27 protein-coding genes and 1 pseudogene are annotated in these 25,077 nt (G+C 44.7%); 17 read left to right on the forward strand and 11 right to left on the reverse strand.

Annotation, left to right across the window (positions count from 1 at the left end; translation table 11 throughout):
- Nucleotides 1-30: 30 nt before the first annotated feature.
- The 4 genes and pseudogenes from FKX85_RS06540 to FKX85_RS21730 all read left to right on the forward strand — a co-directional run bounded on the left by FKX85_RS06540 (nucleotide 31) and on the right by FKX85_RS21730 (nucleotide 2,152).
- Nucleotides 31-246, forward strand: a complete 216-nt coding sequence (locus FKX85_RS06540) for a hypothetical protein (protein ID WP_141613964.1) — start codon at nucleotides 31-33, stop codon at nucleotides 244-246.
- Nucleotides 247-760: 514 nt separating this feature from the next.
- A complete protein-coding gene (locus tag FKX85_RS06545; RefSeq protein WP_141613965.1) occupies nucleotides 761-1,234 on the forward strand; it encodes a hypothetical protein in 474 nt (157 codons plus the stop codon).
- A 316-nt stretch (nucleotides 1,235-1,550) separates the two neighbouring features.
- Nucleotides 1,551-1,901: pseudogene (locus FKX85_RS21725) on the forward strand (IS1096 element passenger TnpR family protein); the annotation flags it as partial.
- The gene (locus FKX85_RS21730; RefSeq protein ID WP_141613967.1) at nucleotides 1,898-2,152 is read left to right on the forward strand and encodes a plasmid pRiA4b ORF-3 family protein; all 255 of its coding nucleotides are present in this window, start codon (nucleotides 1,898-1,900) and stop codon (nucleotides 2,150-2,152) included. The pseudogene FKX85_RS21725 and the gene FKX85_RS21730, both read left to right, overlap by 4 nt.
- A gap of 107 nt (nucleotides 2,153-2,259) precedes the next feature.
- On the opposite strand, the gene FKX85_RS06560 is transcribed toward FKX85_RS21730, so the two are convergent.
- Nucleotides 2,260-3,207 carry a terpene synthase family protein gene (locus FKX85_RS06560; RefSeq protein ID WP_141613968.1) on the reverse strand — a complete coding sequence of 316 codons (948 nt, stop codon included), beginning with the start codon at nucleotides 3,205-3,207 and terminating at the stop codon, nucleotides 2,260-2,262.
- Nucleotides 3,208-3,479: 272 nt separating this feature from the next.
- Here FKX85_RS06560 and FKX85_RS06565 point away from each other — a divergent pair, with 272 nt between their 5' ends.
- Nucleotides 3,480-3,773, forward strand: a complete 294-nt coding sequence (locus FKX85_RS06565) for a hypothetical protein (RefSeq protein ID WP_141613969.1) — start codon at nucleotides 3,480-3,482, stop codon at nucleotides 3,771-3,773.
- On the forward strand, nucleotides 3,713-4,639 hold the full coding sequence (locus FKX85_RS06570; protein ID WP_141613970.1) for a hypothetical protein: 927 nt from the start codon (nucleotides 3,713-3,715) through the stop codon (nucleotides 4,637-4,639). The genes FKX85_RS06565 and FKX85_RS06570 overlap by 61 nt, the downstream gene beginning before the upstream one ends.
- On the opposite strand, the gene FKX85_RS06575 is transcribed toward FKX85_RS06570, so the two are convergent.
- Nucleotides 4,636-5,220 (reverse strand): Crp/Fnr family transcriptional regulator, encoded by a 585-nt coding sequence (locus tag FKX85_RS06575; protein ID WP_141613971.1) that lies wholly within the window; start codon nucleotides 5,218-5,220, stop codon nucleotides 4,636-4,638. The genes FKX85_RS06570 and FKX85_RS06575 overlap by 4 nt on opposite strands.
- Nucleotides 5,221-5,539: 319 nt before the next feature.
- On the opposite strand from FKX85_RS06575, the gene FKX85_RS06580 reads away from it, so the two are divergent.
- The gene (locus FKX85_RS06580; RefSeq protein ID WP_141613972.1) at nucleotides 5,540-5,986 is read left to right on the forward strand and encodes a MauE/DoxX family redox-associated membrane protein; all 447 of its coding nucleotides are present in this window, start codon (nucleotides 5,540-5,542) and stop codon (nucleotides 5,984-5,986) included.
- A 226-nt stretch (nucleotides 5,987-6,212) separates the two neighbouring features.
- Nucleotides 6,213-6,455, forward strand: a complete 243-nt coding sequence (locus FKX85_RS06585) for a hypothetical protein (RefSeq protein ID WP_141613973.1) — start codon at nucleotides 6,213-6,215, stop codon at nucleotides 6,453-6,455.
- Between the two features lie 42 nt (nucleotides 6,456-6,497).
- Here FKX85_RS06585 and FKX85_RS06590 read toward each other — a convergent pair whose 3' ends face one another.
- From FKX85_RS06590 to FKX85_RS06600, 3 genes are all read right to left on the reverse strand, one after another.
- Nucleotides 6,498-7,850, reverse strand: coding sequence for a RagB/SusD family nutrient uptake outer membrane protein (locus tag FKX85_RS06590; RefSeq protein WP_168196224.1), 1,353 nt, complete (start codon nucleotides 7,848-7,850; stop codon nucleotides 6,498-6,500).
- Between the two features lie 308 nt (nucleotides 7,851-8,158).
- Nucleotides 8,159-11,332: a SusC/RagA family TonB-linked outer membrane protein gene (locus tag FKX85_RS06595; protein WP_168196225.1), complete on the reverse strand. Its 3,174-nt coding sequence runs from the start codon at nucleotides 11,330-11,332 to the stop codon at nucleotides 8,159-8,161.
- A 4-nt stretch (nucleotides 11,333-11,336) separates the two neighbouring features.
- Nucleotides 11,337-12,956 carry a TlpA family protein disulfide reductase gene (locus FKX85_RS06600; RefSeq protein ID WP_141613976.1) on the reverse strand — a complete coding sequence of 540 codons (1,620 nt, stop codon included), beginning with the start codon at nucleotides 12,954-12,956 and terminating at the stop codon, nucleotides 11,337-11,339.
- A 53-nt stretch (nucleotides 12,957-13,009) separates the two neighbouring features.
- Between FKX85_RS06600 and FKX85_RS06605 the strand changes: the two genes are divergently transcribed.
- The 3 genes from FKX85_RS06605 to FKX85_RS06615 all read left to right on the forward strand — a co-directional run bounded on the left by FKX85_RS06605 (nucleotide 13,010) and on the right by FKX85_RS06615 (nucleotide 14,121).
- Nucleotides 13,010-13,234: a hypothetical protein gene (locus FKX85_RS06605; protein ID WP_141613977.1), complete on the forward strand. Its 225-nt coding sequence runs from the start codon at nucleotides 13,010-13,012 to the stop codon at nucleotides 13,232-13,234.
- 14 nt (nucleotides 13,235-13,248) lie between these two features.
- Nucleotides 13,249-13,446: a hypothetical protein gene (locus tag FKX85_RS06610; protein WP_141613978.1), complete on the forward strand. Its 198-nt coding sequence runs from the start codon at nucleotides 13,249-13,251 to the stop codon at nucleotides 13,444-13,446.
- A 375-nt stretch (nucleotides 13,447-13,821) separates the two neighbouring features.
- Complete coding sequence (locus FKX85_RS06615; RefSeq protein ID WP_141613979.1) at nucleotides 13,822-14,121, forward strand: hypothetical protein; 300 nt, start codon at nucleotides 13,822-13,824, stop codon at nucleotides 14,119-14,121.
- Nucleotides 14,122-14,245: 124 nt separating this feature from the next.
- Here FKX85_RS06615 and FKX85_RS06620 read toward each other — a convergent pair whose 3' ends face one another.
- Nucleotides 14,246-14,506 carry a thermonuclease family protein gene (locus tag FKX85_RS06620; protein ID WP_317130679.1) on the reverse strand — a complete coding sequence of 87 codons (261 nt, stop codon included), beginning with the start codon at nucleotides 14,504-14,506 and terminating at the stop codon, nucleotides 14,246-14,248.
- A gap of 163 nt (nucleotides 14,507-14,669) precedes the next feature.
- Between FKX85_RS06620 and FKX85_RS06625 the strand changes: the two genes are divergently transcribed.
- The 6 genes from FKX85_RS06625 to FKX85_RS06645 all read left to right on the forward strand — a co-directional run bounded on the left by FKX85_RS06625 (nucleotide 14,670) and on the right by FKX85_RS06645 (nucleotide 19,819).
- Nucleotides 14,670-15,740, forward strand: a complete 1,071-nt coding sequence (locus tag FKX85_RS06625) for a helix-turn-helix domain-containing protein (RefSeq protein ID WP_141613981.1) — start codon at nucleotides 14,670-14,672, stop codon at nucleotides 15,738-15,740.
- The gene (locus FKX85_RS06630) at nucleotides 15,724-16,188 is read left to right on the forward strand and encodes a hypothetical protein (protein ID WP_141613982.1); all 465 of its coding nucleotides are present in this window, start codon (nucleotides 15,724-15,726) and stop codon (nucleotides 16,186-16,188) included. The genes FKX85_RS06625 and FKX85_RS06630 overlap by 17 nt, the downstream gene beginning before the upstream one ends.
- A 286-nt stretch (nucleotides 16,189-16,474) precedes the next feature.
- Nucleotides 16,475-17,179 (forward strand): multiubiquitin domain-containing protein, encoded by a 705-nt coding sequence (locus tag FKX85_RS06635; protein ID WP_141613983.1) that lies wholly within the window; start codon nucleotides 16,475-16,477, stop codon nucleotides 17,177-17,179.
- Complete coding sequence (locus tag FKX85_RS06640; protein ID WP_141613984.1) at nucleotides 17,176-18,567, forward strand: HesA/MoeB/ThiF family protein; 1,392 nt, start codon at nucleotides 17,176-17,178, stop codon at nucleotides 18,565-18,567. The genes FKX85_RS06635 and FKX85_RS06640 overlap by 4 nt, the downstream gene beginning before the upstream one ends.
- Nucleotides 18,551-18,886 (forward strand): DUF6527 family protein, encoded by a 336-nt coding sequence (locus FKX85_RS21870; protein WP_394345001.1) that lies wholly within the window; start codon nucleotides 18,551-18,553, stop codon nucleotides 18,884-18,886. The genes FKX85_RS06640 and FKX85_RS21870 overlap by 17 nt, the downstream gene beginning before the upstream one ends.
- Nucleotides 18,887-19,453: 567 nt before the next feature.
- Nucleotides 19,454-19,819: a hypothetical protein gene (locus FKX85_RS06645; protein ID WP_210416912.1), complete on the forward strand. Its 366-nt coding sequence runs from the start codon at nucleotides 19,454-19,456 to the stop codon at nucleotides 19,817-19,819.
- A gap of 81 nt (nucleotides 19,820-19,900) precedes the next feature.
- Here the strand turns inward: FKX85_RS06645 and FKX85_RS06650 are convergent, their stop codons facing one another.
- The 5 genes from FKX85_RS06650 to FKX85_RS06670 all read right to left on the reverse strand — a co-directional run bounded on the left by FKX85_RS06650 (nucleotide 19,901) and on the right by FKX85_RS06670 (nucleotide 24,825).
- A complete protein-coding gene (locus tag FKX85_RS06650) occupies nucleotides 19,901-20,626 on the reverse strand; it encodes a DUF5131 family protein (RefSeq protein ID WP_141613985.1) in 726 nt (241 codons plus the stop codon).
- Between the two features lie 3 nt (nucleotides 20,627-20,629).
- Complete coding sequence (tcmP, locus tag FKX85_RS06655; protein WP_141613986.1) at nucleotides 20,630-21,757, reverse strand: three-Cys-motif partner protein TcmP; 1,128 nt, start codon at nucleotides 21,755-21,757, stop codon at nucleotides 20,630-20,632.
- Between the two features lie 306 nt (nucleotides 21,758-22,063).
- On the reverse strand, nucleotides 22,064-22,441 hold the full coding sequence (locus FKX85_RS06660) for an HNH endonuclease (protein WP_262711625.1): 378 nt from the start codon (nucleotides 22,439-22,441) through the stop codon (nucleotides 22,064-22,066).
- Nucleotides 22,442-22,791: 350 nt separating this feature from the next.
- Nucleotides 22,792-22,980: a hypothetical protein gene (locus FKX85_RS06665; RefSeq protein WP_141613988.1), complete on the reverse strand. Its 189-nt coding sequence runs from the start codon at nucleotides 22,978-22,980 to the stop codon at nucleotides 22,792-22,794.
- A gap of 735 nt (nucleotides 22,981-23,715) precedes the next feature.
- Nucleotides 23,716-24,825, reverse strand: coding sequence for a Fic family protein (locus FKX85_RS06670; protein ID WP_141613989.1), 1,110 nt, complete (start codon nucleotides 24,823-24,825; stop codon nucleotides 23,716-23,718).
- Between the last annotated feature and the right edge of the window lie 252 nt (nucleotides 24,826-25,077).

Raw genomic sequence — 25,077 nt, forward strand, 5'->3', positions numbered from 1 at the left:
TTTGGGCTACAGAACCAATGTAAATTGATCATGAAAGACCAACAAGAACATCCGAATTTTACCGGTAATATTCCTCCATCCATTGAAGAGGTGAAGGCCTATTTCCGGTACATGAACATCCCCGAATCCGAAGCGGAAGTATTCTACTTTTACTACCAGGGGCTGGACTGGAAGAGTGAGTCTGGAAGCCCATTGCGCGACTGGGTGATGGCCGCGGACCAGTGGGTGTGGAACCTTGAAAATTAACCCCATCCTTTCATAACAAGCAAACCCAACCAAGTAAAACGGGGGGCACTTTGCCCTAATCCGGGGCCGCGATCCGGCGGCCAGCAAGATGTAGGATTGTCTGACGCCAATCCGATCTTGCCCCTTGCTGCCGGAGTGGCAAGGGGATGAACGCTCCGGAGTCGCATGTAGGGTTTTATCCGGTGTGAAATCAAACCACTACTTTTGAAAACATGGAAAAGTAAAGGATTGCTTCCGGCATTGGACGTTAATACTTGAAAAACGGAAAGCCGGTTCCCGCTATCCTCCCGCCGGAATGCAAAGGTATCCAGCTCATGGAACCGGACAAGGGCAGGTAAATGCTTCCTTATGTCAGCACCCTTGCCTGGTACCTTTCGCCGTGATAAAATGGCATCCAAGAGGGAAGGATGCCCGGTGAAGGATACCTTTCCAAATGATGGATACCATATTTGGTTTCTCCTGCCTATATTTAAATGGGCAAACCAACTTGTTTTATAATAAAGGATCACATAACATGGAACAGCTTTCTGGCAATAATTGGATAGAACGTAAGGCGTTCCAAAAGATATTTTCACCCTTCAACGAAACCGGTACCCAGGTCTGGACAGTAAGCAGGGTAAAGGAACTCCACCCGCAGGTAGTAAGGATGGTCGTTAACCTTGCCCAACTAGAATTTATAAACTTTATCAGGATCTGTGACGAAACATTGGCCGCATCCAGTGAAAATTATCCAAAACGTCCAAAGGTACCCGTTACCCAAATGAACCATCCTTCGGCAATCGGTATAGAGCTTTTCTACGATACCGATTACAGGACTGTTGATTTTAACGATATCAATTCACCTGTCAAGGGAAACGGAGGGAAAATGGTGGATGCCGTCCTGCGGGATTTTCCAAAAGGGTGGCAACCTGCGGTGATCATGGACTGGAGCAATGGGTTTTGGGACAGGATGGAAGAAAAGTACCATGACCTGCAATGGATAAGGTAGCAGCAGGGACGGCATGGTTGTCAGATAAATATAAAGAGTGGAGGCCCCTTGGCACAGGTGTTCTTATAAATCAATAACCCTTTTTTGTCAGGAAGGAATGCGGCCTGTTTCTCTGGAAAATCCCCTCCTTGAAAAAGTTGAAATCCCACCCCCGAAAGCGGTTAATTTACATCCTGTCAATACCCGTTCCGGACGGAGTGCCAAAAGGAACAGGTTTCAAAGCTACAAGCGTAGCTCCTGAATGACCAACCACCAAGAAATCCCAAACAATACCGCCACAGCTGGATTTATACCGATCCACTAAAAACTACATGTACAACTTCTGGAAATGCCCTGTTCAGTGGAAAGGACCTTGTTGGTGCCGGCAAATATCAACATGATGCAATTGCACTATATTGTGCAGATTGCTATGGACTGGGAGAACATACACCTTGCCCAATTTATGGACCGGGAAGAACGTCCGGGGATAAATGCCTCACTGGTTCCTGAATATGACCTGGAATATGGCCATTTCAATGAGACCCCGCTTAATGAAGTACACCTGTTGCCCGATTTTTTGGTGGACAGACTAGCCAAATCATTTTTCTATCTTTATGATTTCGGGGACCTTTGGCTGCACACTGTAAAGTTCAAGAAGTTGACCAAAAATGACCGGAAGGTTTTTTGAGGCATGCCCCTGTGCCTGAAGGGAAATGTCCTCCCGAAGATGTCGGTGGCACCCATGGGTACAGGCTGTTTTTTGATAGCATCAACGATCCCGGCCATGAGGATTTCCAACTCAACAGGGGATGGTTGGGAATGGGGGACGACCAGGTCTATACCTTTGAATCTCCGGACACCAATGCCATCAATGATAGGTTCCGTGACCTGATCGCTTCCCCGGATTGGTGGATGACGGTGGAGAAATATTACCAATAATCGGTTTTTGGGGCATGGCCCGGAAATATGGGACAGGACAACAATTGTCGATTTCATGTGAATGGTCTTACTATGGGTGGGATGTATTCCAATAGTGGGGTAAGGAACTATTCCCTATACCTTGAGGTGACCTTTCTTGCCCATGTTTCCAGTCCATTCAGCATTTCATGGAGGTGGCCAACCAGTTGCTGCTTTTCCTGGAAACTGCCGGGTCCGGTAGACAGAAAGTGATATACCTGTCGCCGGTATACCTCCCTGACAAAACCATATTCTTTCCTTACCCGATCGATACACTCCTCCAGGCCGATGTGGTAGTAATGCTTTTTGAGCAGGACAAGATTATGAAAGTCCCCGGACAGTGCCTCTTTGTAGTGGGAATCCAGGTCATTTGACAGGCAGATCAGCCTGACCGCAGTTCTCTTTAGGTCCAGAAAGGCTGGGCTTTCATACGTTTCCATTGTAAATCCAAGTGAACTGATATAGGTAAGCAGTTCCAGGGCAATCCCCGAACCCGAACAGTGCTTTAACCGTTTGCGATAGGCCAAAAGAGAAGGAGGATTGTTCCTTTCCAGGTTGGCAGCCTCCCAGAGTCCGGAGGTTATAAATTTCTCCACCTGCCGTACCAGTTTAAGCCCCCTGTTAAACCTCCTCGCCCTGTCGCGGAACCAATACCAATGAAGGTCCTTGAAAACCCTGCCAACTGCATTGTCCGGTGATAATTTACCTGAACGGATCTTTTTGAAGTCGGCAAGATGGTTATTCCAGAATTCCGTCCTTTCCCCAGCCCCAAGCCCATCGGCACGGTCGTCCAAACAGAACAATACCAGGAAGAGCTTGGAGATATGGAAAAGTTCTTCCTTGTTGGCATGTGGATAGGCATATGCAGCAAAATCTTCCTGGTTTTGATCATAGGCACGATTTCGCTCACGGTCGGAAAGGAACAAGCCTCTTTCTTCGGTCCATTTCCTGACAGCAATTCGTGTTATTTTTGTAAATGGGTTTGTGGTCTGGGCTTCATGGGAGCCTTTCAAATCCCTGTGTGCAGCTTCCTTCATGTTATATTCTCCGTTTTGTTAAAAAGATAGCCTAGCTGTCAGGGCCGGTTCGAAAGGAGTATGTTTTTGTCCAAAAATGAATGCCCGGGCAAGACTTGTCGCTAACCTAATCATGTGGGCGAAGTGACACAAATTGCCGGGCCGTTATTCCATTTGACTTACCCGATAAGGCCTGATCCAAGCCTATTTGGTAAATCAGGAAATGCAATGTTACCTCAGCTTTTCAGGGTACACTCTCCATGGTATATTGGAATAAAACAACGCCAAAAGATATGCAGGAACATAAGGTAAGGGGATTTCCCGGCAACCCCCGTTCATTGATCGAACATTTCAACGCCCACCTGGAAAACAAGACCTTTTATTTCACGGGGTACCGTAATGACAGGTTTATTTACGGGACAAGATTGGATGACCCGTTCCACTACTGTACCAGGCCCTGGTTGGGGAGTGAGCGGTTCCATCTTGAACTGGATTCATTGCCCACGGCCCGGCTGGGCCCTACCGAGTGCTTTCCAACCTCTTTGACCAGGGCGCGGGAGTATGGCCCGGAGCTGAAATCAACCTGAACAACAGGAAAACCATTCCCAGTGGCCTTTCCGCCTATTGGGACCTTTCCTACAGGAGGTTTATGGATGACCATATACCTGGGATGTTCCATAGCCGTCTGTGCGACCTGTTCACCGCACTGCTCGAGTCCCATTATTGTTTTTATCTGGGCCTTCCCAAAAGGAAATGGAAAGAGGACTTCCCACTTGCGGACCTGGTCAAGGTATTGTCCTTTATTACCGTCAAGCAAATGGAGAAATTCCCGCGATGTGGAAAGACCAGTATAGGCTGTCTGTTGGAAACGTTCAGGGAACGGGGCTTGTACTTGATAAAGAGGAATATGCATATGGGTAAGGGGGAAATACAACGCTTCGTCCGCCAACGTTACAGGGGGCTTGATTTTTCCTTTAGGGGCTACAATGCCGGAGTGTTTGAATACGTAATTGCCGGTAGTGGCGACGGAATCCTTGAGAAAGAGGAGTTGCTGCGGTTCAAGGTACGGAAAGGTGCCAAGCTGTATCCCCTTATGGCCTTTGGGAAAATCGTTCGGGCATCCAGGGAAATGCCCGATACCACGGCAGATACCATTTTCAGGACAACTCCCATCGCCAAGCTGGTGGGATCCTGGAACAAGAAGGCCACCGTGGTTTTGGCCCACCATGAAGAGCAGCTGGGGTTTGAACTTGCCTACCTTCTCCGTAGACTTTTGGACATGCACCCGCTTGCCCATAGGGCAGGTGGAGTGGAAAGGATGCAGGCCGTATTCATTTTGCAGAAAACCACCATACAAACGGCAGCAACGGTACTGGCAGAGGAGTTGGCAAAGGCCAAAAGGGAACTGGCAGAATACGGGATCTTTTTTATGGACCGGGACGACCGTAGCTAGGGCAGGTTGTCCATTAGCTTTTTGATGCTGGCCGAACTGGTGTTGAAGAGAAATGCCAGGTCCTTCCGGGAAAGGAATTTGCGCTCTTCCCTGTAATTTTCCCAGAAAAAGGCGAATCCCTGCCGCAGGGGGAGCTGGAAGCACCTCAGGTATTTGTGCGTCTCCTCCAAGAGCTGCCTGTTCACGAAGGTACTCAAACGGCTGATCTCGGGCATTTCATGGAGCAGGGCAGCTTCCGCATCATTTTTGAGCGAAAAGCAGGAAACATAGCTGATGGCCCTCAGGTAAAAGGGGGATGGCCCTTTTTCGAAATAGGCATACAGGTCCGCGGCCACCGAGCCTTCTGTAAAGATCCTTACCCTGTAGTCCCTTCCCCGTTTGGCAGGATATAGTTGGGCCATCGTACCGGTGTGTACATAGTGCACATAGGATTCCTCAACATCCCTTTCCCGGATGATTTCCCCCTTTTGATAGGTCTGGATCCTAAAATAGGGCTGCATATCGCGGTATACCTTTGGGTTAATCCTTGCCAAGTGGCCAAAGGACTCTCTCAGCATTTCCGTAGTCAATATTCTACCCATATCGTCAAACAGTTAGTTAAAAGAATGTAAAACATGCCTTGGGCAAAAAAGCAGTATCGGGTAGTTAAGATAACAGCTGTGGCAACAACCTTCAAGGCAACAAAGGATAAAAACAGATGGTTTACCGTAGAGGGTTGAAATTTGGTTTATGTGGTAAGTGGTTGTTAATCAGTTTGGTATAATTTCCGTGCTTTGGGCATAAAGGTTAATTTCATGAAAGGAAAACATTTTGGACGACCAAACCGAAAGAGATTGGACGGCCGATCTTATGGAAAGGACCTTTGATCGGGGCCGTCCCTGGAGCTTTAAGCAAGGGAACATGAACAGCTATAAAACGATCACAAAGGAGAGTATCCCGATATTGGTGAGCCTGTTGTTTGTTTATACGGCCACAAGCAAGGTTTACGATTGGGAGGGTACCAGGGCAGCACTGTATAACCAGGTCTTTCCGGTCTGGATGGCCGAGGGGCTACTGTGGGGGCTTCCACTGCTGGAAATAGCGGTGGGGGGCATATTGCTTTCCAACCGGTGGCGGGCAAAGGGCATGTGGTTTTCCCTTTTGATGATGGTGGGCTTTTCCCTGTATTTGGGACTTGTCATCATGCAGGTGTTCGACCGTGTTCCCTGTAGTTGTGGCGGGGTGTTCTCCGGTATGGGCTGGGAACTGCACTTGGTGGTCAACCTGGCCATCGTGTCTTTGATTGGCTTTTGGTTGGCAAAGTGCAGAACACCTGCCGCGAGGCAGTCCATTGAAGGATTGAAGTAATTGATGTGGTTTGAAAGAATGCCACCGTCACTGGGAGCTGCCAAATGGGCAATGTTTTCGGAAGACGTTTTCTATAGTAAACAAGATATGTACGGCCAGTGAAGGTACAAGGTTCCTGCCTGGCACCGGTAGGGGAGAAAACCGGACGCTCCTCTCAAAAGATTGTCAAGCGTAACAGAACGATCGAAGCGCCCGGATCCATTTGTAATACTTAAACCATAAAACTATGAAAAATAGTATGTTAAATTTAGTAAAAGGCGGGGTTTTTCTCCTCGCCATGATAGCTGCGTTCGCCTTTACGCAGCCGGTAGTACAGGGACCTTATCATTACGATGAGGATACCGAAGAATGGACCGACCTGTCAGGAGTCGAATATTCCTGTGACCAGGAACCCCAAGAGGTCTGTACGTATGCCTCGGAGGATCTGGATGATCCATTTCAAGAGGGAAGGATTGACCTGAACCCTTAAACGCTGTGGGAAAGGGACAGCCAACGGTTGGCTGTCCTTTTTTTAGATCCCGTCCAGTTCCGTTTCCCTTGGGGGAATCGGCAGGACATATTTTTCATCGTCCGGCTCCAGACGGTATATTTTCCCTTCAATCTTTTTTTCAAGGACCTTTGCAGTGGCAGGATCCTTGTTCAACCTTTTCAGATCGGACCACCTCATGCCCCTAAGGACCATTTCCTTTCTTCTTTCGGAAAGGACCTTCTGTAGCATTTCCCGGGTACCTAGTCCTTCAAGGCCACTGGGAACAATAGCCCCCGGCCTGTACCTTGATTTTAAAAGGGTCCCCAATGCCCTTTCTGCCCCTGCGGGGTCACCCATCCTTACGCTGGTCTCGGCAATGGTGAGCAACAGCTCGGGGACGGCAAGGCCGCTGAAATAATCGTTGCTGCCCGTGTAACTGCCCGTGAAGTTGATGTTTCCCAATTCGCGGACAGAAAAGAATGCGCGTTTCCTGAGGTCATCCTCGTCATAGGCATTGTAGAGCAAGGTGTCCACCCTGTGCACCTGGCTGTCGAAGTATCCGTAATCCAACATTCTGGCATAAAAGATGACCTCGTCGTTGAACTCGGAGAACGGGTTCCCGCCATCCAGGTCCAGGGAACTGTAATCCAACAGCCGATCGTAAATATTAAGGGCATTTCTTGCCTCTTCCCTGGCCTTATCGTAATTGCCCATTACCAGGTGTATCCGTGAAAGCAAGGCAAGGGCCGCCTGACGTGATGGCCTGCTGGCAGGAGAGGACCTGTCTTCCAATAAGGCAGCGGCATCCCCAAGGTCCGTGACCATCTGCGCGTAGCAATCGGACACACTGGCCCGTTCCAGGTCCTGATGTACCGCGGGGGAAAGGCGCAAGGGCACGGCAGGCCCGAGATTGTCCCCAGCTGGATCATAGGCCGGAGCGAAGAACTGTAGGAGCTGGAAATAGGCAAAGGCCCTGTGGAAAAGGGCTTCGCCCCTGAGCGTGGAATATTCCGGTAAGCCCCCACCTGTTTTTGCTATCCCTTCAAGGACAACATTCGCATATAGTATGCCCTCGTAACAACTGGACCAGTCAGATAAGACCATTGTCTGGTCAAATACCGGCCTTTGCCAGAGGTAGCAGTTTTTTTGCCAAAGGGAAAGGCCGGTGAAGCCCTCATCGTCCAGAAAGGTGTCGTCCCCGGAAATCACCCCGAGTGCGGGCGTAAAGTTGAGGGCGGTGACAACATTGTCCAGCACTGCCCTGAAATCTTCCAGGGTTGTCGGGGTTACAATGGACTTTTCGGGCTTGGCCTCCAGGAATTCCTCACATGAGGACAGGAGGACGGTCAAACTTATGATCATGGTGATGGAATGGAAAATGTTGTTGTTTTTCATGGTATGTTCGGTTTGCAGCAATTGTCGGTCGTTATATTGAATCAAGCTACGGCCATTGGTAAACAGGGAAAGTCCCGGTTTCCCGTCTGGAAACATTTCCCGCCAGTGTGATGATGTATGGTTTACATATGAAGAAAGTAGCGGTAAGGGACTTTGTGGTACTGTGTTGCGGTAAGCAAATGATTTGCCCAACGGATTTCTGTAGATTTAAAAGCAGCCACTGCCCATTCTTCCCCTTAATGCAATTAGGTAGATTTTATTTACGGTTGAACATATAAATAAGTGGGCAGGGCTGCTCGTTTGAGGTTTTACAAATCAACACGGATTCCCAGGGAAATACTCCCCAGAGGTTTTGCACTCCTGTAATCCGGGTCAAGAGGGTCGTCCTTGGCCGCCTTCCAGATGATGCCCAAGTTGTTGGCATAAACATAGATTTCTGTATTCTTGAGGGGCAAGCCCTGGGGGCGGTAGCCCAGCCTGATATCCTGTAGCCGGATATGGTCCCCCTTCTCCACCAGGATCCCTGCATATCGGTAGAAATTGTCGCGATCGGTGTCTAGTCCGTCCGGAAGTGATGGGATATGTGTCATGACCTCGTCACCTGGGCGCTTCCACCGAATGCCATAATCTGCATGGGTGACATTGCCACGCAACAGTTCGTTGTAATCCACCGAATTCCGTCGGTAATGGTAACCGGAGCGGAAAGAAATGTTGACCGAAAGGGAAAGGTTGCCATAGGCAATATCGTTCCTCAGTGCCCCAAACAGGGTTGGCCGGGCCGAGCCATGGTAGTTGACCGTTTCCATCGTGGCGTTCCCGGTGATTGATGCGTAATCGTCACTTTTTTCGCCGTTTACATAGCCCAGCGGCGCGCCCATATCCGGGTCCAGTCCGGCCCAGGGGTAGCTGTAAATGGCGTAGAGCGGCCTTCCCTCCATCGGGGTAGCTGGCCCGCCACCGTCACCGTAGCGAAGATAGGTGGAAACATTGCTCTGGTAGCCGTAACGTGTGACCTTTTCGGATACCGTGCTCACCATCAGGTTGGTCGACCAACGGAAGGTGTCCCCGGTGAGGTTTTGGGACCTGAGCTCCAGGTCCATGCCATGGGTACGGGTATCGGCAAAGTTTCCCCTGAAGTCCAGAAACCCACTGGAGGCCCCTACGGGGGAGTCCCCGATCAGGTCGGTTCCCTCCTTACGGTAGGCCTCAACAGTACCGGAGAGCCTTCCTTCCCACAGTTCAAAGTCAAGTCCCAGGTTAAGGATACCGATCCTCTCCCATGACAGGTCGGGGTTGGGGGGATTGATGATCTGTGCCATGGGGAGCCCGGTTATCCTGTTGAGGTTGCCGCCCCGGTAGCGCGCTGTGGTATAGGCGGTGACCGATCGGTCAATGTTCCCGTTGTAACCATAGCTGAGCCTTACCTTGAGGTAATCCATGGCTGTGCCGTCCATAAAACCTTCCTCGCTGACCGTCCAGCTGGTCCCCACAGACCACAGGGGAACCCCTTTTTGGTTGGCATCTACCCCGAAGAGGTTGGACGCATCCTTCCGGGCACTGAGCGAAAGGCCAAACCTGTCCCTGAAGTGATAGCCCAGGTTGAGATAATAGGAAACAAACCTGTCCGTCTTTCCGGAGATGGCTTCCCCGGAAAGGATATTGGAAAGCCTTCCGGGATTGTAATAGGTCCGGTAACGTGTGCCGTAATCAACCGGTTGGCTGATCCCCAGGGCATCATCATAACCATAGTAACGGGCGGACCTTCCGTTGGAGGACAGGTCCTTGGCCTCGAAACCGGCGAGGGCAGAGAATTCATGTTCCCCGAACGTCCTTGCATAATCCAGCTGGCCCCTGAAGTGGTGGCTGCGGTTTTCGGTTATCCCCCAATCCAGGATGTCACCCTTGGGGACGGGGAATGAGCGCGTGCCGTCCCCGTCCACTTGGGTGAACTGGTTGACAAGGTCACGGACATGGAAGGTTTTCCGGGGATAGCGAAAATAATCCGTTTGGTCCCCTTGCCAGTATTGGTGGAGAAGAGAGGCCTTTAGCCCGGGCAATATCCGGTAGCTGGCCCTTGAGTTGAGTCTCAGGTCCATAAACCTGTCCCTGCCGTCAAGGAGGCCGATCTCCTGCAACGGGTAATACCGCCAATCGAGCAGACCGTCATCCCGGACCGAGGAGATGAACCGGCTGCTGTATCCCCTGATGACTGGGAGGGGCACTCCGTTGTTATCCCCAAGGGCCTCATAGGGATATACCGAAGGAAGTTCCGTGCCGGTAATGTCCATGGTCCGTATATGGGAGATCCCGGCCATGATCTCCAGCCTGTCGTCAAAAAGCCGCCAGCTGTTTTTGGCCATAAGGGTCAGCCGGCTCTCACTGTTCCCGCGGATGTTGGCCCTGTTGCGGTCATATCCGGCGGAGAATGCGTAGCGGTAACCTTCCGATCCCCCACGTATCCCCAGGGAGTACTGCTGTCGGATTTCAGGCCTGTAATAGTGCCTTTCCAGGTCTGATCTGCTGTCATGAAGGGAGAGGGTACCGAGCTTTTCCTCCAGCTCCCCATCGGATATTTTTCCGTCCCTGTGGGCGATCAGGGCCTCCACCGCCGGGGAAAGGGGAGTTTGGTTCGAGGAAAGTTCATACCGTCCATAATAGCCCTCTCCGAACAGCCTTTGCTCAATATCGACCATATCTGCAGAGGCAATGCGCGGACGGTAGAACGGGTCAGGTTGTTGGGCAACCGTAACATTGGCATTCAGTGAGATGCGGGGCGTGCCCTTGCGTCCCTGCTTGGTCGTGATCACAATAACACCATTTCCTGCCTGTGCCCCCCAGATGGAAGCCGCTGCGGCATCCCTGAGAACGGTGATGCTCTCCACGTCATTGGGATTGATATTCTCCAGTGGACCGTCATAGGGAAAGTTATCGATGACCACCAGGGGATGGGTTTCGGCAAAAAGGGTCGATCTTCCCCTGATGCTGATAGGGTCGCCCTCTGCGGCCGACCTGTTGAATACCAGACCGGGGGTGACATCCTCCAGCCTGTCGATCAGGTTGGTGCTGACCTTCCTGTTGACCAGCTCTTCATCCAGGGCAACAAAGGAACCTGTTGCCCGCTCCAAGGGGAGTTGCCGATAGCCAGTGGATACTACCTCGACGCCTTCCAGGTCCCGTTCCCCTGGCATAAGTAGGATTTCCACCTGTTCGGGTGCACTGTCAAAGTCCACTTCCAGCTCTTGTTTGCGGTAACCGACAAAACTAAAGGTAAGGGTGGAAAGGCCCGTCCCCGAAATAGTGAAAAAACCCTCTGCGTCACTTGCTGTGCCGGTTTGCGTGCCCTTGACCTGTACGGTGGCCCCGGGTAGGGCAGAGCCTGTAACGGCATCTTTAATCCGGCCGTGGAGCCGGTATTGGCCATCCTGCCCATGGGACTCATGGATGGAAATCAACAACCATATACATAGTAACAGTTTCTTCATGTTTTTAGCGTTCAATAGTGGTAAGTGTGTCTTTTTGGGAACCATTGGCAATCCGCTCAATTATCGTGATCAATGCGTCGGGATCCTTGGGAATGCCCCCCGTACGGTAGACCCGATGGTCCTTTCCCACCAGTACCTGGTGGGGATAGCTGAAAACGTTGAAGTGCTTGACCAATGGGTGGTCGGTACCCAGGGTGCAGAGGTTCAGGAGCTTGTCGGAGGTGTATTTCCCCTGGCTTCGGCTCTTGTCCCAGCGTTGTTTGCCGGGATCCGTGCTTATGGAGACCAGCACAACATCAGGGTTTCCACCGAAATGTTCCTCCAGTTTGGAAAGGGTGTTCCTATGGTAGGAAATGCATGCCTTGCACCCGGTGTACCAGAAATCCAACAGGAGGGTCTTTCCCTTAAGGCTGTCAAGGTTGAACTCCCTGCCGGAAGTGTCCATCAGCGTAAAGGAAGGCAGCTCGGTACCCGTCTGTAGTCCTGATACAAGTTCCAGGAGCCTTTCCCTGTACCAGCCTCCCCTGATGGTTTCCAGGGAAGCAAGTGTCCTTTCCAGGCCGTTGTCCATCTTTTTGCTTTCCCTGAAGAGGTAATAGGTGAGCAGCCGTTCCCTTAGCTCTCCGGAATAGTCGTCCATGATCGTTTGATGGGCTGAGGTGCCTTCCAACAATTCGATGGATTTAAGGCGGTTGAACTCGTGGGATGCGAAATGCGCCGAATACAGTTGTGTCACCTTACTAATGTCAGGCAACCGGAGGTCCTTTATATCCCCAAGAACGACATCCTTCAGGTCGTTCACCATTGATGTTCTTGAAGGATCACCGGCATAGGAATACAGTAGGAAAAACCGGTTGAAAACATGGGCTGATTTTCTGTAAATATAATCCGCGGTGAGGATCTCCCTGCCTGCTTGGGAAATGTTGGACAGGGTGTCCAGGTATTTTAGGCCAGGCAGCTTGGAAAGGGACCGAAAACCTTCTTCAAGCTCTTTCAGGTGGCCCTTGAAGTCAAATGGGCCGATGTGCACCGGAATGCCATACCGGTCGGAGTGGGCTTTCAAAAGCATACGGTTGTTGTCCCTTGCAAGTAGCTCTTCGGGGTCGGCAGTATTGATAGATCTGGACTTCCCAAACCTTTCAGCATTGTCGATCAGTGAAAGCCGGTATTGTGCGGTGAACAATTGTTCGGAGGGTCCGTTGAAGATGACCTGTCGCTTCTTGTCGTCCCAGAGCGCCCGTACACTATCCCCGGGAAAAACAAGGTTGTCCTTGAGCAAATATCCATTCTCAGACTGGATACTGATATGTGAAGGCCTTGAAATGGGTGGGGTGGCAATGGAAAATACCTGTCTGTGGGAGGTGCCGGTGATAAAGGTACCCTCCTCAACAGGTACCTTTAAGGTTATTGGCCTGAACAGGGCCATATTGTCCCAGATATATTGTTCATATATCTGGACGGTCAGGCTGTCATAGTCATGGAAGGAGTTGATCTCCCCATAGATCACTGCCGGGGCACCTTCAGGTGAACCTCCGGCAGTGGGAGGTGAAGCAACTTGTCCATATAATTCGCTTCCAAAAAGGCATAGTAATGCCAGGAAGCTAATAAATGTTTTTTTTTTCATGCTTTGTCAGGGTTTTGCAGAAGACGTCAATTATCCAGCCCCAACGGGAAACAATGGATAAGCATGGACCTATTTATATGGCCATGGTTTCTGCATATTTAGAAAATGGATTGTTGTATCTCCTTCAGCCGTTCCGGAACAGGGTGAAGGAGGTGATTCCCCAGGGATATAAGCTTTTTGATGGACCGATTATTATTGCTGGTCATCAAAAGGAAATCCATACTTTATTCAATACCGAAAGGGGGAGGTTTAATAGGATCTATGGAACGGGATTGTAGTGGCTATCTCCTCAATGGGGATATATATCAGAAAGATCTTAGATCGGGTTTTTGGGCTTTCTTTCGAAGAGGATATCGAAGATGGTAATGCGGGACTGGATGTGATGAAGTTTGTGGACACGGGGTACATGACTTCTCCTTTCAAGGAAAGTGGCAAACAATTGGCAGTATGTGTTTTTGAATATGCCCATAATTTCCATATATCATTATGAGCCCCGAAAAGAAAGTAGAATTACATGCTCAAAATATGGAAGGGCAGGCTATTCCATTATCCTAATGCCACAAGGTTCTGGTAAACCTATACTATATGGATTATAGTTCCGCACATTAGAAACAAGGAGTGCCCGCCCTATTTTTAGATAGGTGACGGACCACTCTTTGAATTCTCGCGCGGAAAATTTACCAGATTTTGTGGCGAGACTCAGTGAGCAGTTCCATTTTAGGTACTGCATTAAAATTAGCTTATAGCTAAGTTATATCAATATGATTGATTCAAATATACGATAAAATTATCAAAATGAAAATTTATAATTCTAATTTAAAAATTTTTCTTTTAATAATAACTACGTATTCCCAGATTGGTTTTAATGAAACCAAGAGACTCAAAAAAGAAAATTCAAGAATTTAGCATAGATGAGGAATTTGAAGAAATTGGTGCCTTGTTTAATCAGGGATTGATTAAGAAACTTTCTAGGCTTGAAGAGCATAAGCCAACTAACCTTTCAAAGAAGCTTCAAATGGGGTATAATACTTATACTGAAAGGCTCAGAAATCCTGAACTTTTTTCTATTGAAGATTTGATCAAATTGTCTAAGTTGGTCGGTACTGACTACCAAATAATTCTTAGAATCGTTCAAAAGGAAATTAAGGAGAAATATGGTGTTTAAGTGCAAATAGCGATCAAATTGACCCCCTATTGCTCATTCGACTTCCTTGGCCCATAAACCACGCTTATCTTTCATTACTTGTCTCTGAAGCTTTAACATTGGGCTGTATGGTCATGACGGTAGCTCACCTCATCTTTACCAGGGGGACATTTAAGAAAGTGCAATCTTTCAAATATACATAAGCCTGTGTACGGCCATAGGGATCATAGCGGCCAGCATCATATTCTAGCCAGACTTTCTTACCATCCAATAATTTATTATCATTAGCAGATGCTTCTTGGCTGAAGTATTCTCTCTTTTTATAGCTGGTAGTGAGAGGTTCAAGGGTATTCATGCCGATAAACCGGATTTTTTCTAGTTCACCATCTGCATTGAATGTCCAGATCCTCCTTTATGACTGTTTTAAGTGGTAAATAAAGGTGAAGAACCTCTGCCTTAATTCTTTTCAAAAACAGTCCACTTTTCATTGCCACTAATAGTCTACTTATTTTAAAAATTTAAAATTATAGACTATTGTAGGTTTAATTTAAATTCTTTACATTTGTTTTATGATGGATCTAAATAAGATATTCCCACTAAAGCTCAGGAGTGCGAGACGTATTCTTGGACTAACTCAAAAAGAGTTGGCTGTGTCTTCTGGTGTTTCTCATCACTCCATAGGCAAGTATGAGAAAGGGGTGAGATTACCCAGTAGTGGTGCTATGATGGATTTAGCGAAAGCATTGAAAGTAGAAGTTGGATATTTCTTTTCAGAGTCGCATTATCCTATAGAAGATATTGAAGTAGAGTATCGGGAAGGGTTTAAGATTGGTACGACTGATGAAGGATTTTTGAAGTTAGAAGCTCAAAAGTTTCTGGAAAAGTATATAAGTATTGAAGAGCTGTCTGAGAGTCGAAAGGATTTCGAGAATCCATTAACACATAGAGTGGTAATTAATACGTCCGAAGCGGAACAATCTGCTATTGAACTTAGAAAGAAATTAAAGCTTGGAGATTCTCCCATTCATAATTTGACTGATTTTCTTGATCGTATTGGGATCAAGGTCTTAATGCTTGATTATGGAGATAACTTTGAAGGTTTTTCGGCCTGGATCGGCAAAGTTCCTTTAATCGTAGTAAATCCTTCTGGTAAGGTTGTGCCAAGATTAAGATTTACTTTGGCACATGAACTGGCTCATCTCGTACTAACAATCCCCAAAGGGATACAGGGGAAAGATAGGGAAGCTATTTGCGACGCATTCGCCGGAGCATTCTTAATGCCAAAATCTGTTCTTATTGACCGAATAGGAAGAAATAGAAAGACTATCTCACTAGAAGAGCTTAGAGCTTTACAAGAGTCTTATGGGATTTCAAAACAAAGTTTGGGGCTTAGGTTGGTTCATTGTAAGATAATAGGGTGGAATGATTATCACGAATTGCTGCAAGTTGAAGACTTTGGTAACTATTCCAAGAAGGAAGAATCTGCTCGTTACTTCCAATTGCTTTATAAGTTGATTCTTGAGGAGACCGTTGACCGAGAGCAAGCACAATATCTTTCAAATGTATCTCCACAAGATTTTGAGACAAGATTAAAGCAAGCCGAAACAATAAAAATAACAGTTGATGGGAATCTTGATTAATAATATTGCTGCGATTAATCTACTATACCGTATGGGATTATTGCGGTATATGGAAGGATATGGCATTAGACTCTATACAGTGGACTTTGCTTTGGATGAAGTTACTTACATAGAACGCTTTTTATTTAAAACAGTGAAGAAGAACCATAATGTCACCGTTTTAAATTTGGAGGGTGAAGATTTATCAGAAGCCTATAAAATTAAAGCTTCTCAAAATCATCAGATTTCTATTGGTACAGCTTGCTCTATTATTCAATGCATCAACTTTGACATAAAGTTTTTTAGTAGCGACAAAAGAGCAATTCAAGCAGCTAAGGTCTTTGGAGTATCGCACAAGAGTGTTGAGTCTATCCTGGATTTGATAATAGACGAATCTATTGGGATCACTAACGAATCTAAACTTGAAATAGCAAAAGTATTTAATGAAATAGGAGTAAAAATAAAATAACCAGACCCTTGGAAGAATCTGGTTGAGAATCGTTTACGAGAAAGGTTAGCAACCTAATCTCAGCTACTTAAAGCTTTATAGATTCGTTTGTCATGATTCAAATCTACTAGCTTTTTAAACGAAATCCAACCAATTAGATTATTTCCCAAATAAAGAGTCATAAACGAATATTGTTGCTAAGGTAAATTAAGACTTTTGAAGCGTTTTGTACTACGAATATAAAAAGTACAGTAGGACTCGTGCGTGGTTACGAAAAAACCATACTCATTTTAAAATTGAAAAATCAATGAAAAATAAAATTGATATAGAAGCCTTCTACTTAGAAGGCAAGAAGGTAGAAACAGGATGTTTCTACATGATTAAGGTCACTAGTGATATTACTGGTGAGAAGGATAAGTTTCTAGTAGAAAAAGAGAAAGTAACAGGCAGAGAGATTCTATTGCTTTCAGACCATACTCCCCCTAAAAACTTCATTCTTAAGATAAAAGGGAAGAATAAGAGAACTATTGAACTCGATGATATAGTTGATCTTACAGAACCGGGTATCGAGAAGTTTATCGTGTACCCTGCAAGCTGTACAGAAGGAAGCCCCTCCCCAAGGAGGGACTTCCATTTATTTCCTGACGATCAAAAATTTCTAAGCGAAAAACAGTATACGTGGGAAGCCATTACTGAGGGTAGAGTCAACTGGATTCTTATCAAAGGATTTAAACTACCTAATGGACTCAATCATGCATCAATAGATATAGCAGTAAAGATACCCCAGCAGTATCCTAGGGCAGAAATAGATATGATATTCTTCCCTGCTAAAATATCAAGAGATAACGGTAGAGAATTCTCCAGACAGACGCCTACAACTTTCAGAGGGAAACATTGGTATCAATGGTCTAGACATAGGAACAAGAGAATATCTCCTTGGAAGCCCGGTGTGGACAACCTAGAGACCCACTTGGATTTAATGTATCATTGTCTTCAACAAGAAGCTGCATGAGAATGTTGAAGCTGTACGAGAAACATTATGATGCCTTAAAGCATCATTTGTTTCCAGGTGATGGATTAGAATCCATTGCCTTTGTTTTATGTGGCAATACATTCTCAGGAAATCGTAAGGTCTTTACTTCCCACAAAGTCAAATGCATTCCCCATGAGAAATGTAATTTACGCGCTGAGGATAGAATTGATTGGGATGTTTCTTTGATTCAGGACTTAATAGAAGAAGCAGAGGTCAAAGGATTGTCACTATTTAAAATTCATTCTCATCCCGGAGGGTATAATGACTTCTCTGAAGTAGATAATATTAGTGATAACAGTTTCTTTCCTACTCTTAATGCTGAAATTGACCAAGGAATAGAGCACGGTAGCATAGTGATGACTCCTGACGGAATGCTTGTAGGGAGAATTGTCATTGGGAGCACGGATTATCAGAGAATAGATGTCTTTCAAGTTGTTGGAAATGTAATTCATATTCAATCTGATAACGGCGTTTGTGTTGATCTGCGAGAAGAATATCTTCGAAATAGCCAAGCATTTGGAAGAGGGACTCAAAGTCTATTGCAGAAAATGAAGGTTGCGGTTATAGGATGTTCAGGAACCGGTAGCCCTACAATTGAACAATTATATCGTTTAGGAGTAGGTGAGCTAGTTATTGTAGATTTTGATACGATTGAACGTAAAAATCTCAATCGCATTCTTCATTCTAAGGTAGAATTAATAGGAACAAACAAAGCTTATGCTATTAAAGAAGCTTTGGATAGCACTGGTCTTCCTACTAAGATTACAATCCATACTGTAGATATTACAGAATCAGAATTAGTTATCTCAGATTTGAGCACTTGTGATTTGGTATTCGGGTGTACGGATTCAGTTCTCAGTAGAGATTTGCTAACAGCTATATCCAGTTTTTACCTGATTCCATATATCGACATGGGAGTTAAGCTATCCGCTGATGGTCAAGGAGGAATAAAGTCTATTTATGGGGTAATAAATTATATTTCCCCTGGTGACTCTTTACTTGAACGAGGGCAGTATACTCAAGAAGATCTAAGAGCTGAAGGTTTATTTAAAGATGATCCTGATGAATATAAGGGTCAACTCGATAAAGGGTATATTAGCAATGTGAATGTTGAGAGTCCAGCAGTAATTTCTGTGAATGTGAATATTTCATCATTTGCGGTACTAGACATGCTAGAAAGGATACATCCATACCGAGATGATGGCCCAGAAAGAGTGAAACGGGTTTTCGTGTCATTGAGTGATCTTGATATTACCATTAATTCTAAATTCGATTCCGACAAGTATTTAATGGATAATAGAGGACGAGGTAACGTTTATCCGTTGCTATACATGCCAAATCTTTCTAGATGTGAAGAGGCTACATAATTGGTTTAGGAAAAAGTTGGGGTGGTTGCTACCACCCCAATATTCTGTAGAAGAAAGAGCGGAGGATGAGCCTCCTGTCAAGTTGAATGGTAGAAAGGTTTATCTATTAGGTAGTCCAAATCCAGATATAGCATGCCTTAAATGTCCAGGAGGCTGTGGAAAGCTAATATTCTTGGATTTAGATGAGAATGCCTCAATTAAGTGGAGGATTGTAAAAAAGAACCGATTAACAATTCACCCTTCAATATGGAATACTCTTGATTGCACCTGTCACTTTTGGATTATAAGAGGTGAAGTTAAATGGTGTAATGATATATAAACTATCACTAAACTACTTTCGTGTGGTTAATAATGATTCAAAATACAATGTGTAATAGTTATTTCTTAAACTATTGAAGTGTTAATAAAATTTGTCATATTTTAGAATAAAAATTGGTAAAATTTAATTAACTTATAATATAAACTTTAAAAAAGATAATTATGGGAATTAAACCAGGGCCAAAAAGAACTGCCAAATCAACGGGAAAACCAGACAGACGTCAACGAGATAATAAGGAAACTCCCGGAAATACACCATCTCTAAAGCCGCACAAGCACAAGAAAGGGGATTAAACAAAAATTTTTGTTAAAATTATATATTCCGTGTCCATCTGCCGAGATGGAAGGTCTTTCAGATCACAGAAGCCACCACTCCCGGAAGGAATATCGAATATATTAGTGGATTCAGCTGGCTGCGGAATATCCAGGGTATCCCGTTAAATAGCTAACGTACTGTTATCCAGGGCGAAACATAACATAAAAATAAATCAAAAGCCCCGAAAATCGCCCTTTCAGGCTTTTTCCGGGCTTTTCTTTTTCGTATTTTGAGTTTGCTGACCAAAATACGATGAAAGATATCATGCAACTGCCAATTTCCAAAGACTTTGACGGGTACTCTCCAAAGTATCACTTTTTCAAGAATTCATTATTGGACCAGATCCACGACAGCCTTCCCTGGGAAGCGCTTTCGGCCCTGCTCCCGGAGGTTTCCACCGGGTGCGGTGCCCCCGCGCTGGTTCGGCAGCAAGGGCATGTTTGCTCTGACGTTCCTGAAGGCTTATCTCAACGTTTCCGACCGCCAGCTGATCGAACGGTTCAATACCGAAGGAGCCTGCAGTACTTCTGGAACAAGGTACTGGCCGACAACCAACAGGTCCGTGACACGGGCATCATGACCTGCGTCAGGGCCCATATCGAGGAACACTGCAACTAGGAACATCCAGAAAGTACTGTTGGCACACTGGAGACAGGATGTGGAAAACAGCCATGTCCTCCTTATTTTATCTAAGCGATATTAAACACTCTTCTGCAGCTCAATTTCTGGCATTTCATCATAGGTTTGGCCATTAAGCATTCGCCCATTTTTCTTTTTGTTTTTGCCGCCCCATTGTTTAAAGAAAAATGCCACCTCCTTACGGACACATTGTTCTTGAATATCCAGCACCCAATCAGGATCCATAGGCCGGGGTTTGTGTCCGCTCTCTCCGCCTACGATCACCCAGTCGATACCTTTCAGGTTAAGATCTGGCAATGGGCCGATCAAAGGTTCACAGGAAAGGAACTTGACCCTGGCACCACTTTGTCGGAGCAAGTCAATACGGTCAGTGACCCTTTTATCTTCCACGGACACCCCCATCCAAATATTATGTGTCCATTTGAGCTGATCACTATATTGAAGTAAGATATCAGCTCTTTTGGTAAGTACTTGGAAGACATGCTGTGGATTATCATTCATCACCTTAAAGACCTTTTTGATAAAACTTAAGGGAACATCCTTATGAAAAAGGTCACTCATAGAATTCACAAAGACTACCTTGGATTTTTTCCAAGTGTAGGGTGTATTGAGGGCATCTTCATGTGTCCGTATTTTGAAGCCATCCTTGTATTTTTCTATGCCCATGGCCATTAATCGCTTAGCCATCACCTCTGCATAGCAAAACTTACAGCCTTGGGATACTTTATCACATCCTGTGGTGGGGTTCCAGGTCATTTCAGTCCATTCGATGCTTGATTGTGCCATTGGTTAAATATTACTTTTTACTAAAATCTTTGCTAAGTTATCTTTATAATAATCATGTCCCAAATAAAAGGCTCCTCTTCGCGTTTTTTCTCCGCCAACTGGTGTCACATTTATTTTTCCTTCTCTTGAAAGTCTTTTTAATACATCATTTCCGTGTACAGTCCTGAAACCTTCATGAAGGATAAACCAGTAAAGATCTACATTAGTCCTTGGTATTTTAAGATGAGAAAGTAGAGATGCTTCCAGTTTATTGACACGAGCTTGGGATACTTGATCCACAAACAGAGACATTGACCCATTTGCATTAAAATCCCATCCACGTCCTTCGTTTTTATCCACCTGCCATTTGGCCTCTAGCATTTTTTCAAAGCCATATATATGACTTGTGAAAAAGAACAAACAAAAGTACTGGTTGGCTTCTCTTTTAATTATAAAGGTATCCACATAATATTCATTTCCTAAATGGGACCTAAATGCAGACTTTAAATTTTCAATAAAGTCAATGCCTGTGTGACTATTTGGCCATTCTCTCTCGGGAAGCAATTCTCTAATAAACTTTTTGAGACATTCCGGAGCACCTTTTCGTTCAAACCGAAACATAAATTGAGTTGGCAGAAAAAGTAATACTTCACTCTTCTTGCTTTCCAGTAATTTTTTAATGTGGTTTAAACTAATGTTTTTGTATCCGTAAGGGTCTATAAAAACAAAAGCTTTTTCTCGTTTAAGTTTATTAATCTGTCCAATTACGTCGGGAAGAATAGCTTCATATTCCTTTGAACTTATTTTTAAGTCTCCAAATTGGGGGTAATAAAGCTTCTTATCGTTGATATATTGCTCAACTTTCTGAATCTTATCTGCATCTATGTCATTAAACCAACAATGATATGATGAATTCTCAATGCCTACACTTTCATTCCTAAAAAACATATTTTTAATGGCCCTCATAAAAATAACGGGACTTCCTTCACCTCCATTTTCGTAAACACCAGACCCGCAAAACAAATCATACAAGTAGATATCAGCCACATGTTGTGATCTGCTAAGGATATTTAAATATTTCTGGATATAGGTATCTAAAAGTCTGACCTTGGCTTCAGAATGGTTAAGCATTTGAGTTTGTGATTCCTTCATTTTCAAAATAATAGTTTTCGAAAATGTTAATTACAAAAAAACTAAACAAAAATAAAATACCCAATTTAGGGTATTTTTTCTATTGAATAAATTATTTCCACTAAGTATAATCTATGGCTATACATAACTATTGGTATTTATAAACTATGGTCACTGGGCCAATTTTTTACGCTGATATCTGGCCAAAAATACGGGGAATTTTCCTAGGGGCATTGGGCCATCTCTCATGAAAATGATTGTATTCTGATGATATTAATACTTTGGTTTCTGTGCTCGTAGATGGCAAAAGCCCCTTACCTTCTAAACCTACCTGAACTCCTCTCCCCTATGCCAATCCAAGTTTTCTTGACTTGGAGAATGCCTTTTATTTTCAGGCAATAATATTGGTCTTTCATGTAATTTTTTAAGACCATGATCCGCATTGGTGCTTTCATCATATGCATTGGTCACCACCATATGGTAGTTTTCATAGACAGTAATCAGGCCCTGGTCAAAGGCTCGGTGCATCGTTGGAGAGAGTGCCGGCCCATTAGTAATGCGGTCATCCTGGGTTTGGCTAAAGGGTATAATATGACAGGCATCTACCATGCTTTTTACTTTGGCACCCGTGATCTGCATGCCAGTAAAGCAGCAGGTGTTTTGATAAACCCTCGGAATATGCTTTTTAAATAGGCCATTTCTCACAAAGTACTACTCTTCCTGCTGGATCTTGATCTTTAGTCTTTGCTGGGGCACATCATTGATAATATAGTTTTCTGAGCTTTCGTAATAGGCATCACTGTTATACCACAATTCTTTTTCAGGGAAATAATGTTAATCAATGCCTCCTGTAACTGGACTCTTGAAGCAGGGTCTTGCATAAGAAAAAACAGTTTTTCCTTGAGGTATCCGTAAGCGATGGTCTCTGCCAGTTTGTTGATGCTCTTGAACGGTGCCTCTAAGAGGCCTTGATAGGTAAAAGGGCTGTCCCTGGGCTTTGTCCTTTTGTAAATGATAAAAAGGCTGGGTAAAGTCTGCCCTGTGGTCACGAAATTCTACCAAATACTCTGAAAAGTAGCTACCAGATCGGCATCGACAAGGAATTGGTTTTGCGTGATCATTCCTCGCTCGATCAGGTCTATCAGCGTCAGCAAAAACACAGACTTATGTGGAGCAGGCCCTATTTTGGTACTGCCCTGCTTGATACGGTGGAATGCTGTTATGTATTTGGAAAGCCGGGTCATTCGAGGAATGAAGATAAGGGAAAGCGGTTTAAAATACTATAATCGCTTATTTTTTTGAAACTTGTATACTGAAGTAAAGTGGTCAGTTGAATTTTGAACATTTCTAAAAAAAAATCATAGTCCTCCGGGCAAGGAAACTGCTAAGGAGAAGGCAACCAAAGAGGGGCAAAGAGGAGACGTCTAGGGAAGGTCCAAATTTTATTTGGCGATATTGAAGGAAAAAGGGTAGGGGGCCCCTATGGATTCTCCCAGTCCTATCCCATACCTCGTTAGGGATACATTTACTTTTGGCTAAATTCTTAGAAAATGTGGTGTTACTTGGGGAGCGAGTTGATGGGCAATATACCCTATTTGGGGTGTTTTATATGTTTTGGGTATTCTTTAATTTAAGGGGTAAATTTTATAGAAATAATTATATAAGACATATCAAAGGTTAGGTGGAGATATCGAAGTTTTGGCTTCATTGCCACAATTTGCAAATTACAGATGAAAATAGAAATCTCAGCTAAATCATAATTTCACTTTCTATCTTACCCCAGGAAAATTCAAAAAACTCTAGGGACTTACATTAAATTTTTATTTTCCAGCATATTGTACAACCTCTCAATTAAGCGTAAATCCCTCAGGAAAAGGTTCGACATTTGTTCTGTTGGGGCTACAAAACCTCTTTCAATTGATTTTGGGGAGGTTTTTCTTTTAAGTGCCCAGCCCGCAACAGATGTTTAAAAAGAAAAATTACCCTTCCAGTATACGAATCAAATCCTCATTAATATAAAACACTTCACGTCCGTCTTTTATCGGGCTGAGTATTCTGGCATCTACCAATTCACTGAAATATTTGGTCAAGGTTGTTCTGGAGGAAATTTGCATCGCATCACCAATTAATTTTTGCTTGATGTAGGGTTGACTGAACAACAACTCATTTACTTCCTTGTTATACCACTTGATTCTTGATCTCGCATATTCCAACGTAGACTCCATTTGGTTAAGTATGCTGCTGATGAGTTGGTTCGTTAATATGGAGGTTTTCTCCACTGCGTCCAGCATATAAAGAACCCATGGCTTCCAATTTCCTCGCTGGGAGACAACACCTAAGTTATAGTAGTAGTCGTCTTTATGGGTGATAATATATTTAGAGAGGTATAAAACGGGCTGGTCAAGGAGACCCTTGTTGGCCAGATACAGGAGATTTATAATCCGCCCTGTACGTCCATTACCATCCGGAAAAGGGTGTATCGCTTCAAACTGATAATGGGCAATGCACATTTTAAGCAACGGATCTGTATCGAACTGTGCATCGTCGTTCAAATAGACTAGCAGATTATCCAATAGTCGCTCGATAATACCTTGCCCTCTTGGTGGTGTATAGATTACCTCTCCTGACCTAAATTCGCTTTGCCCCCTTTGGATAACGGTCAGTGAGTGGGGAGGTCGCAATCCGCTTGACGTGTTTTTGATCTGTCTAAAAATAGCTATGATGCTTTCCAAGTCAATGGTACGCTTTTCCTGGGTACGTCTATAACCCTCCCAAAGTGCTTCCCTGTATCGCAATACTTCCTTGGTCGCAGGGTTAGCATGCTCCTCCTTCACCGTGTCTGAGACGGCTTTATAGAGCTCGTCTTCGGTAGTAAAGATATTCTCTATAGCCGACGATGCCTTGGCTTCCTGAAGTGAAATCGTATTGATCAACATATACGGGTTTGGCAACCGCTGCACATTGCTGTTTGCACCAGCCAATGCTCGGGATGAAGTGACCAGTTTCTTTAATATATCTACGTCGTCGGTTATCCCTTTCGGAGGGAGTAAAGGTAGATCATTGAAAGGTTTTGTTCTATCGTAAACCATAATGTGTTCAATAATTACTCCTTAATTAAATACATGTGCAATGTAATGAAATAAAGTGGACACATTTATAGAATATGTTCATTTTTTGAAATAAAATGGACATACTTAGGTTTTCAGTCCATTTAATGAATAAGTCTGGTAGCCACCTAAAATCAAATCAAATCAACTTCCTTGACTTCAACATAACATACAGATTCTCCAGCAACCGCAAATCCCGTATAAAAAGGTTCGACATTTGTTCAACAGGGGCTA

The sequence above is a fragment of the Echinicola soli genome (genome assembly GCF_006575665.1).
Lineage (GTDB): Bacteria > Bacteroidota > Bacteroidia > Cytophagales > Cyclobacteriaceae > Echinicola > Echinicola soli.

Bases quoted from the DNA above. Each gene is read 5' to 3' on its own strand.
- FKX85_RS06540 (WP_141613964.1), top strand. From the start codon at position 31: ATGAAAGACCAACAAGAACATCCGAATTTTACCGGTAATATTCCTCCA.
- FKX85_RS06545 (WP_141613965.1), top strand. From the start codon at position 761: ATGGAACAGCTTTCTGGCAATAATTGGATAGAACGTAAGGCGTTCCAA.
- FKX85_RS06560 (WP_141613968.1), bottom strand. From the start codon at position 3,207: ATGAAGGAAGCTGCACACAGGGATTTGAAAGGCTCCCATGAAGCCCAG.
- FKX85_RS06565 (WP_141613969.1), top strand. From the start codon at position 3,480: ATGCAGGAACATAAGGTAAGGGGATTTCCCGGCAACCCCCGTTCATTG.
- FKX85_RS06575 (WP_141613971.1), bottom strand. From the start codon at position 5,220: ATGGGTAGAATATTGACTACGGAAATGCTGAGAGAGTCCTTTGGCCAC.
- FKX85_RS06580 (WP_141613972.1), top strand. From the start codon at position 5,540: ATGAACAGCTATAAAACGATCACAAAGGAGAGTATCCCGATATTGGTG.
- FKX85_RS06585 (WP_141613973.1), top strand. From the start codon at position 6,213: ATGAAAAATAGTATGTTAAATTTAGTAAAAGGCGGGGTTTTTCTCCTC.
- FKX85_RS06590 (WP_168196224.1), bottom strand. From the start codon at position 7,850: ATGAAAAACAACAACATTTTCCATTCCATCACCATGATCATAAGTTTG.
- FKX85_RS06595 (WP_168196225.1), bottom strand. From the start codon at position 11,332: ATGAAGAAACTGTTACTATGTATATGGTTGTTGATTTCCATCCATGAG.
- FKX85_RS06600 (WP_141613976.1), bottom strand. From the start codon at position 12,956: ATGAAAAAAAAAACATTTATTAGCTTCCTGGCATTACTATGCCTTTTT.
- FKX85_RS06605 (WP_141613977.1), top strand. From the start codon at position 13,010: ATGGATAAGCATGGACCTATTTATATGGCCATGGTTTCTGCATATTTA.
- FKX85_RS06610 (WP_141613978.1), top strand. From the start codon at position 13,249: ATGGGGATATATATCAGAAAGATCTTAGATCGGGTTTTTGGGCTTTCT.
- FKX85_RS06615 (WP_141613979.1), top strand. From the start codon at position 13,822: ATGAAACCAAGAGACTCAAAAAAGAAAATTCAAGAATTTAGCATAGAT.
- FKX85_RS06625 (WP_141613981.1), top strand. From the start codon at position 14,670: ATGATGGATCTAAATAAGATATTCCCACTAAAGCTCAGGAGTGCGAGA.
- FKX85_RS06630 (WP_141613982.1), top strand. From the start codon at position 15,724: ATGGGAATCTTGATTAATAATATTGCTGCGATTAATCTACTATACCGT.
- FKX85_RS06635 (WP_141613983.1), top strand. From the start codon at position 16,475: ATGAAAAATAAAATTGATATAGAAGCCTTCTACTTAGAAGGCAAGAAG.
- FKX85_RS06640 (WP_141613984.1), top strand. From the start codon at position 17,176: ATGAGAATGTTGAAGCTGTACGAGAAACATTATGATGCCTTAAAGCAT.
- FKX85_RS06645 (WP_210416912.1), top strand. From the start codon at position 19,454: ATGAAAGATATCATGCAACTGCCAATTTCCAAAGACTTTGACGGGTAC.
- FKX85_RS06650 (WP_141613985.1), bottom strand. From the start codon at position 20,626: ATGGCACAATCAAGCATCGAATGGACTGAAATGACCTGGAACCCCACC.
- tcmP (WP_141613986.1), bottom strand. From the start codon at position 21,757: ATGAAGGAATCACAAACTCAAATGCTTAACCATTCTGAAGCCAAGGTC.
- FKX85_RS06665 (WP_141613988.1), bottom strand. From the start codon at position 22,980: ATGACCCGGCTTTCCAAATACATAACAGCATTCCACCGTATCAAGCAG.
- FKX85_RS06670 (WP_141613989.1), bottom strand. From the start codon at position 24,825: ATGGTTTACGATAGAACAAAACCTTTCAATGATCTACCTTTACTCCCT.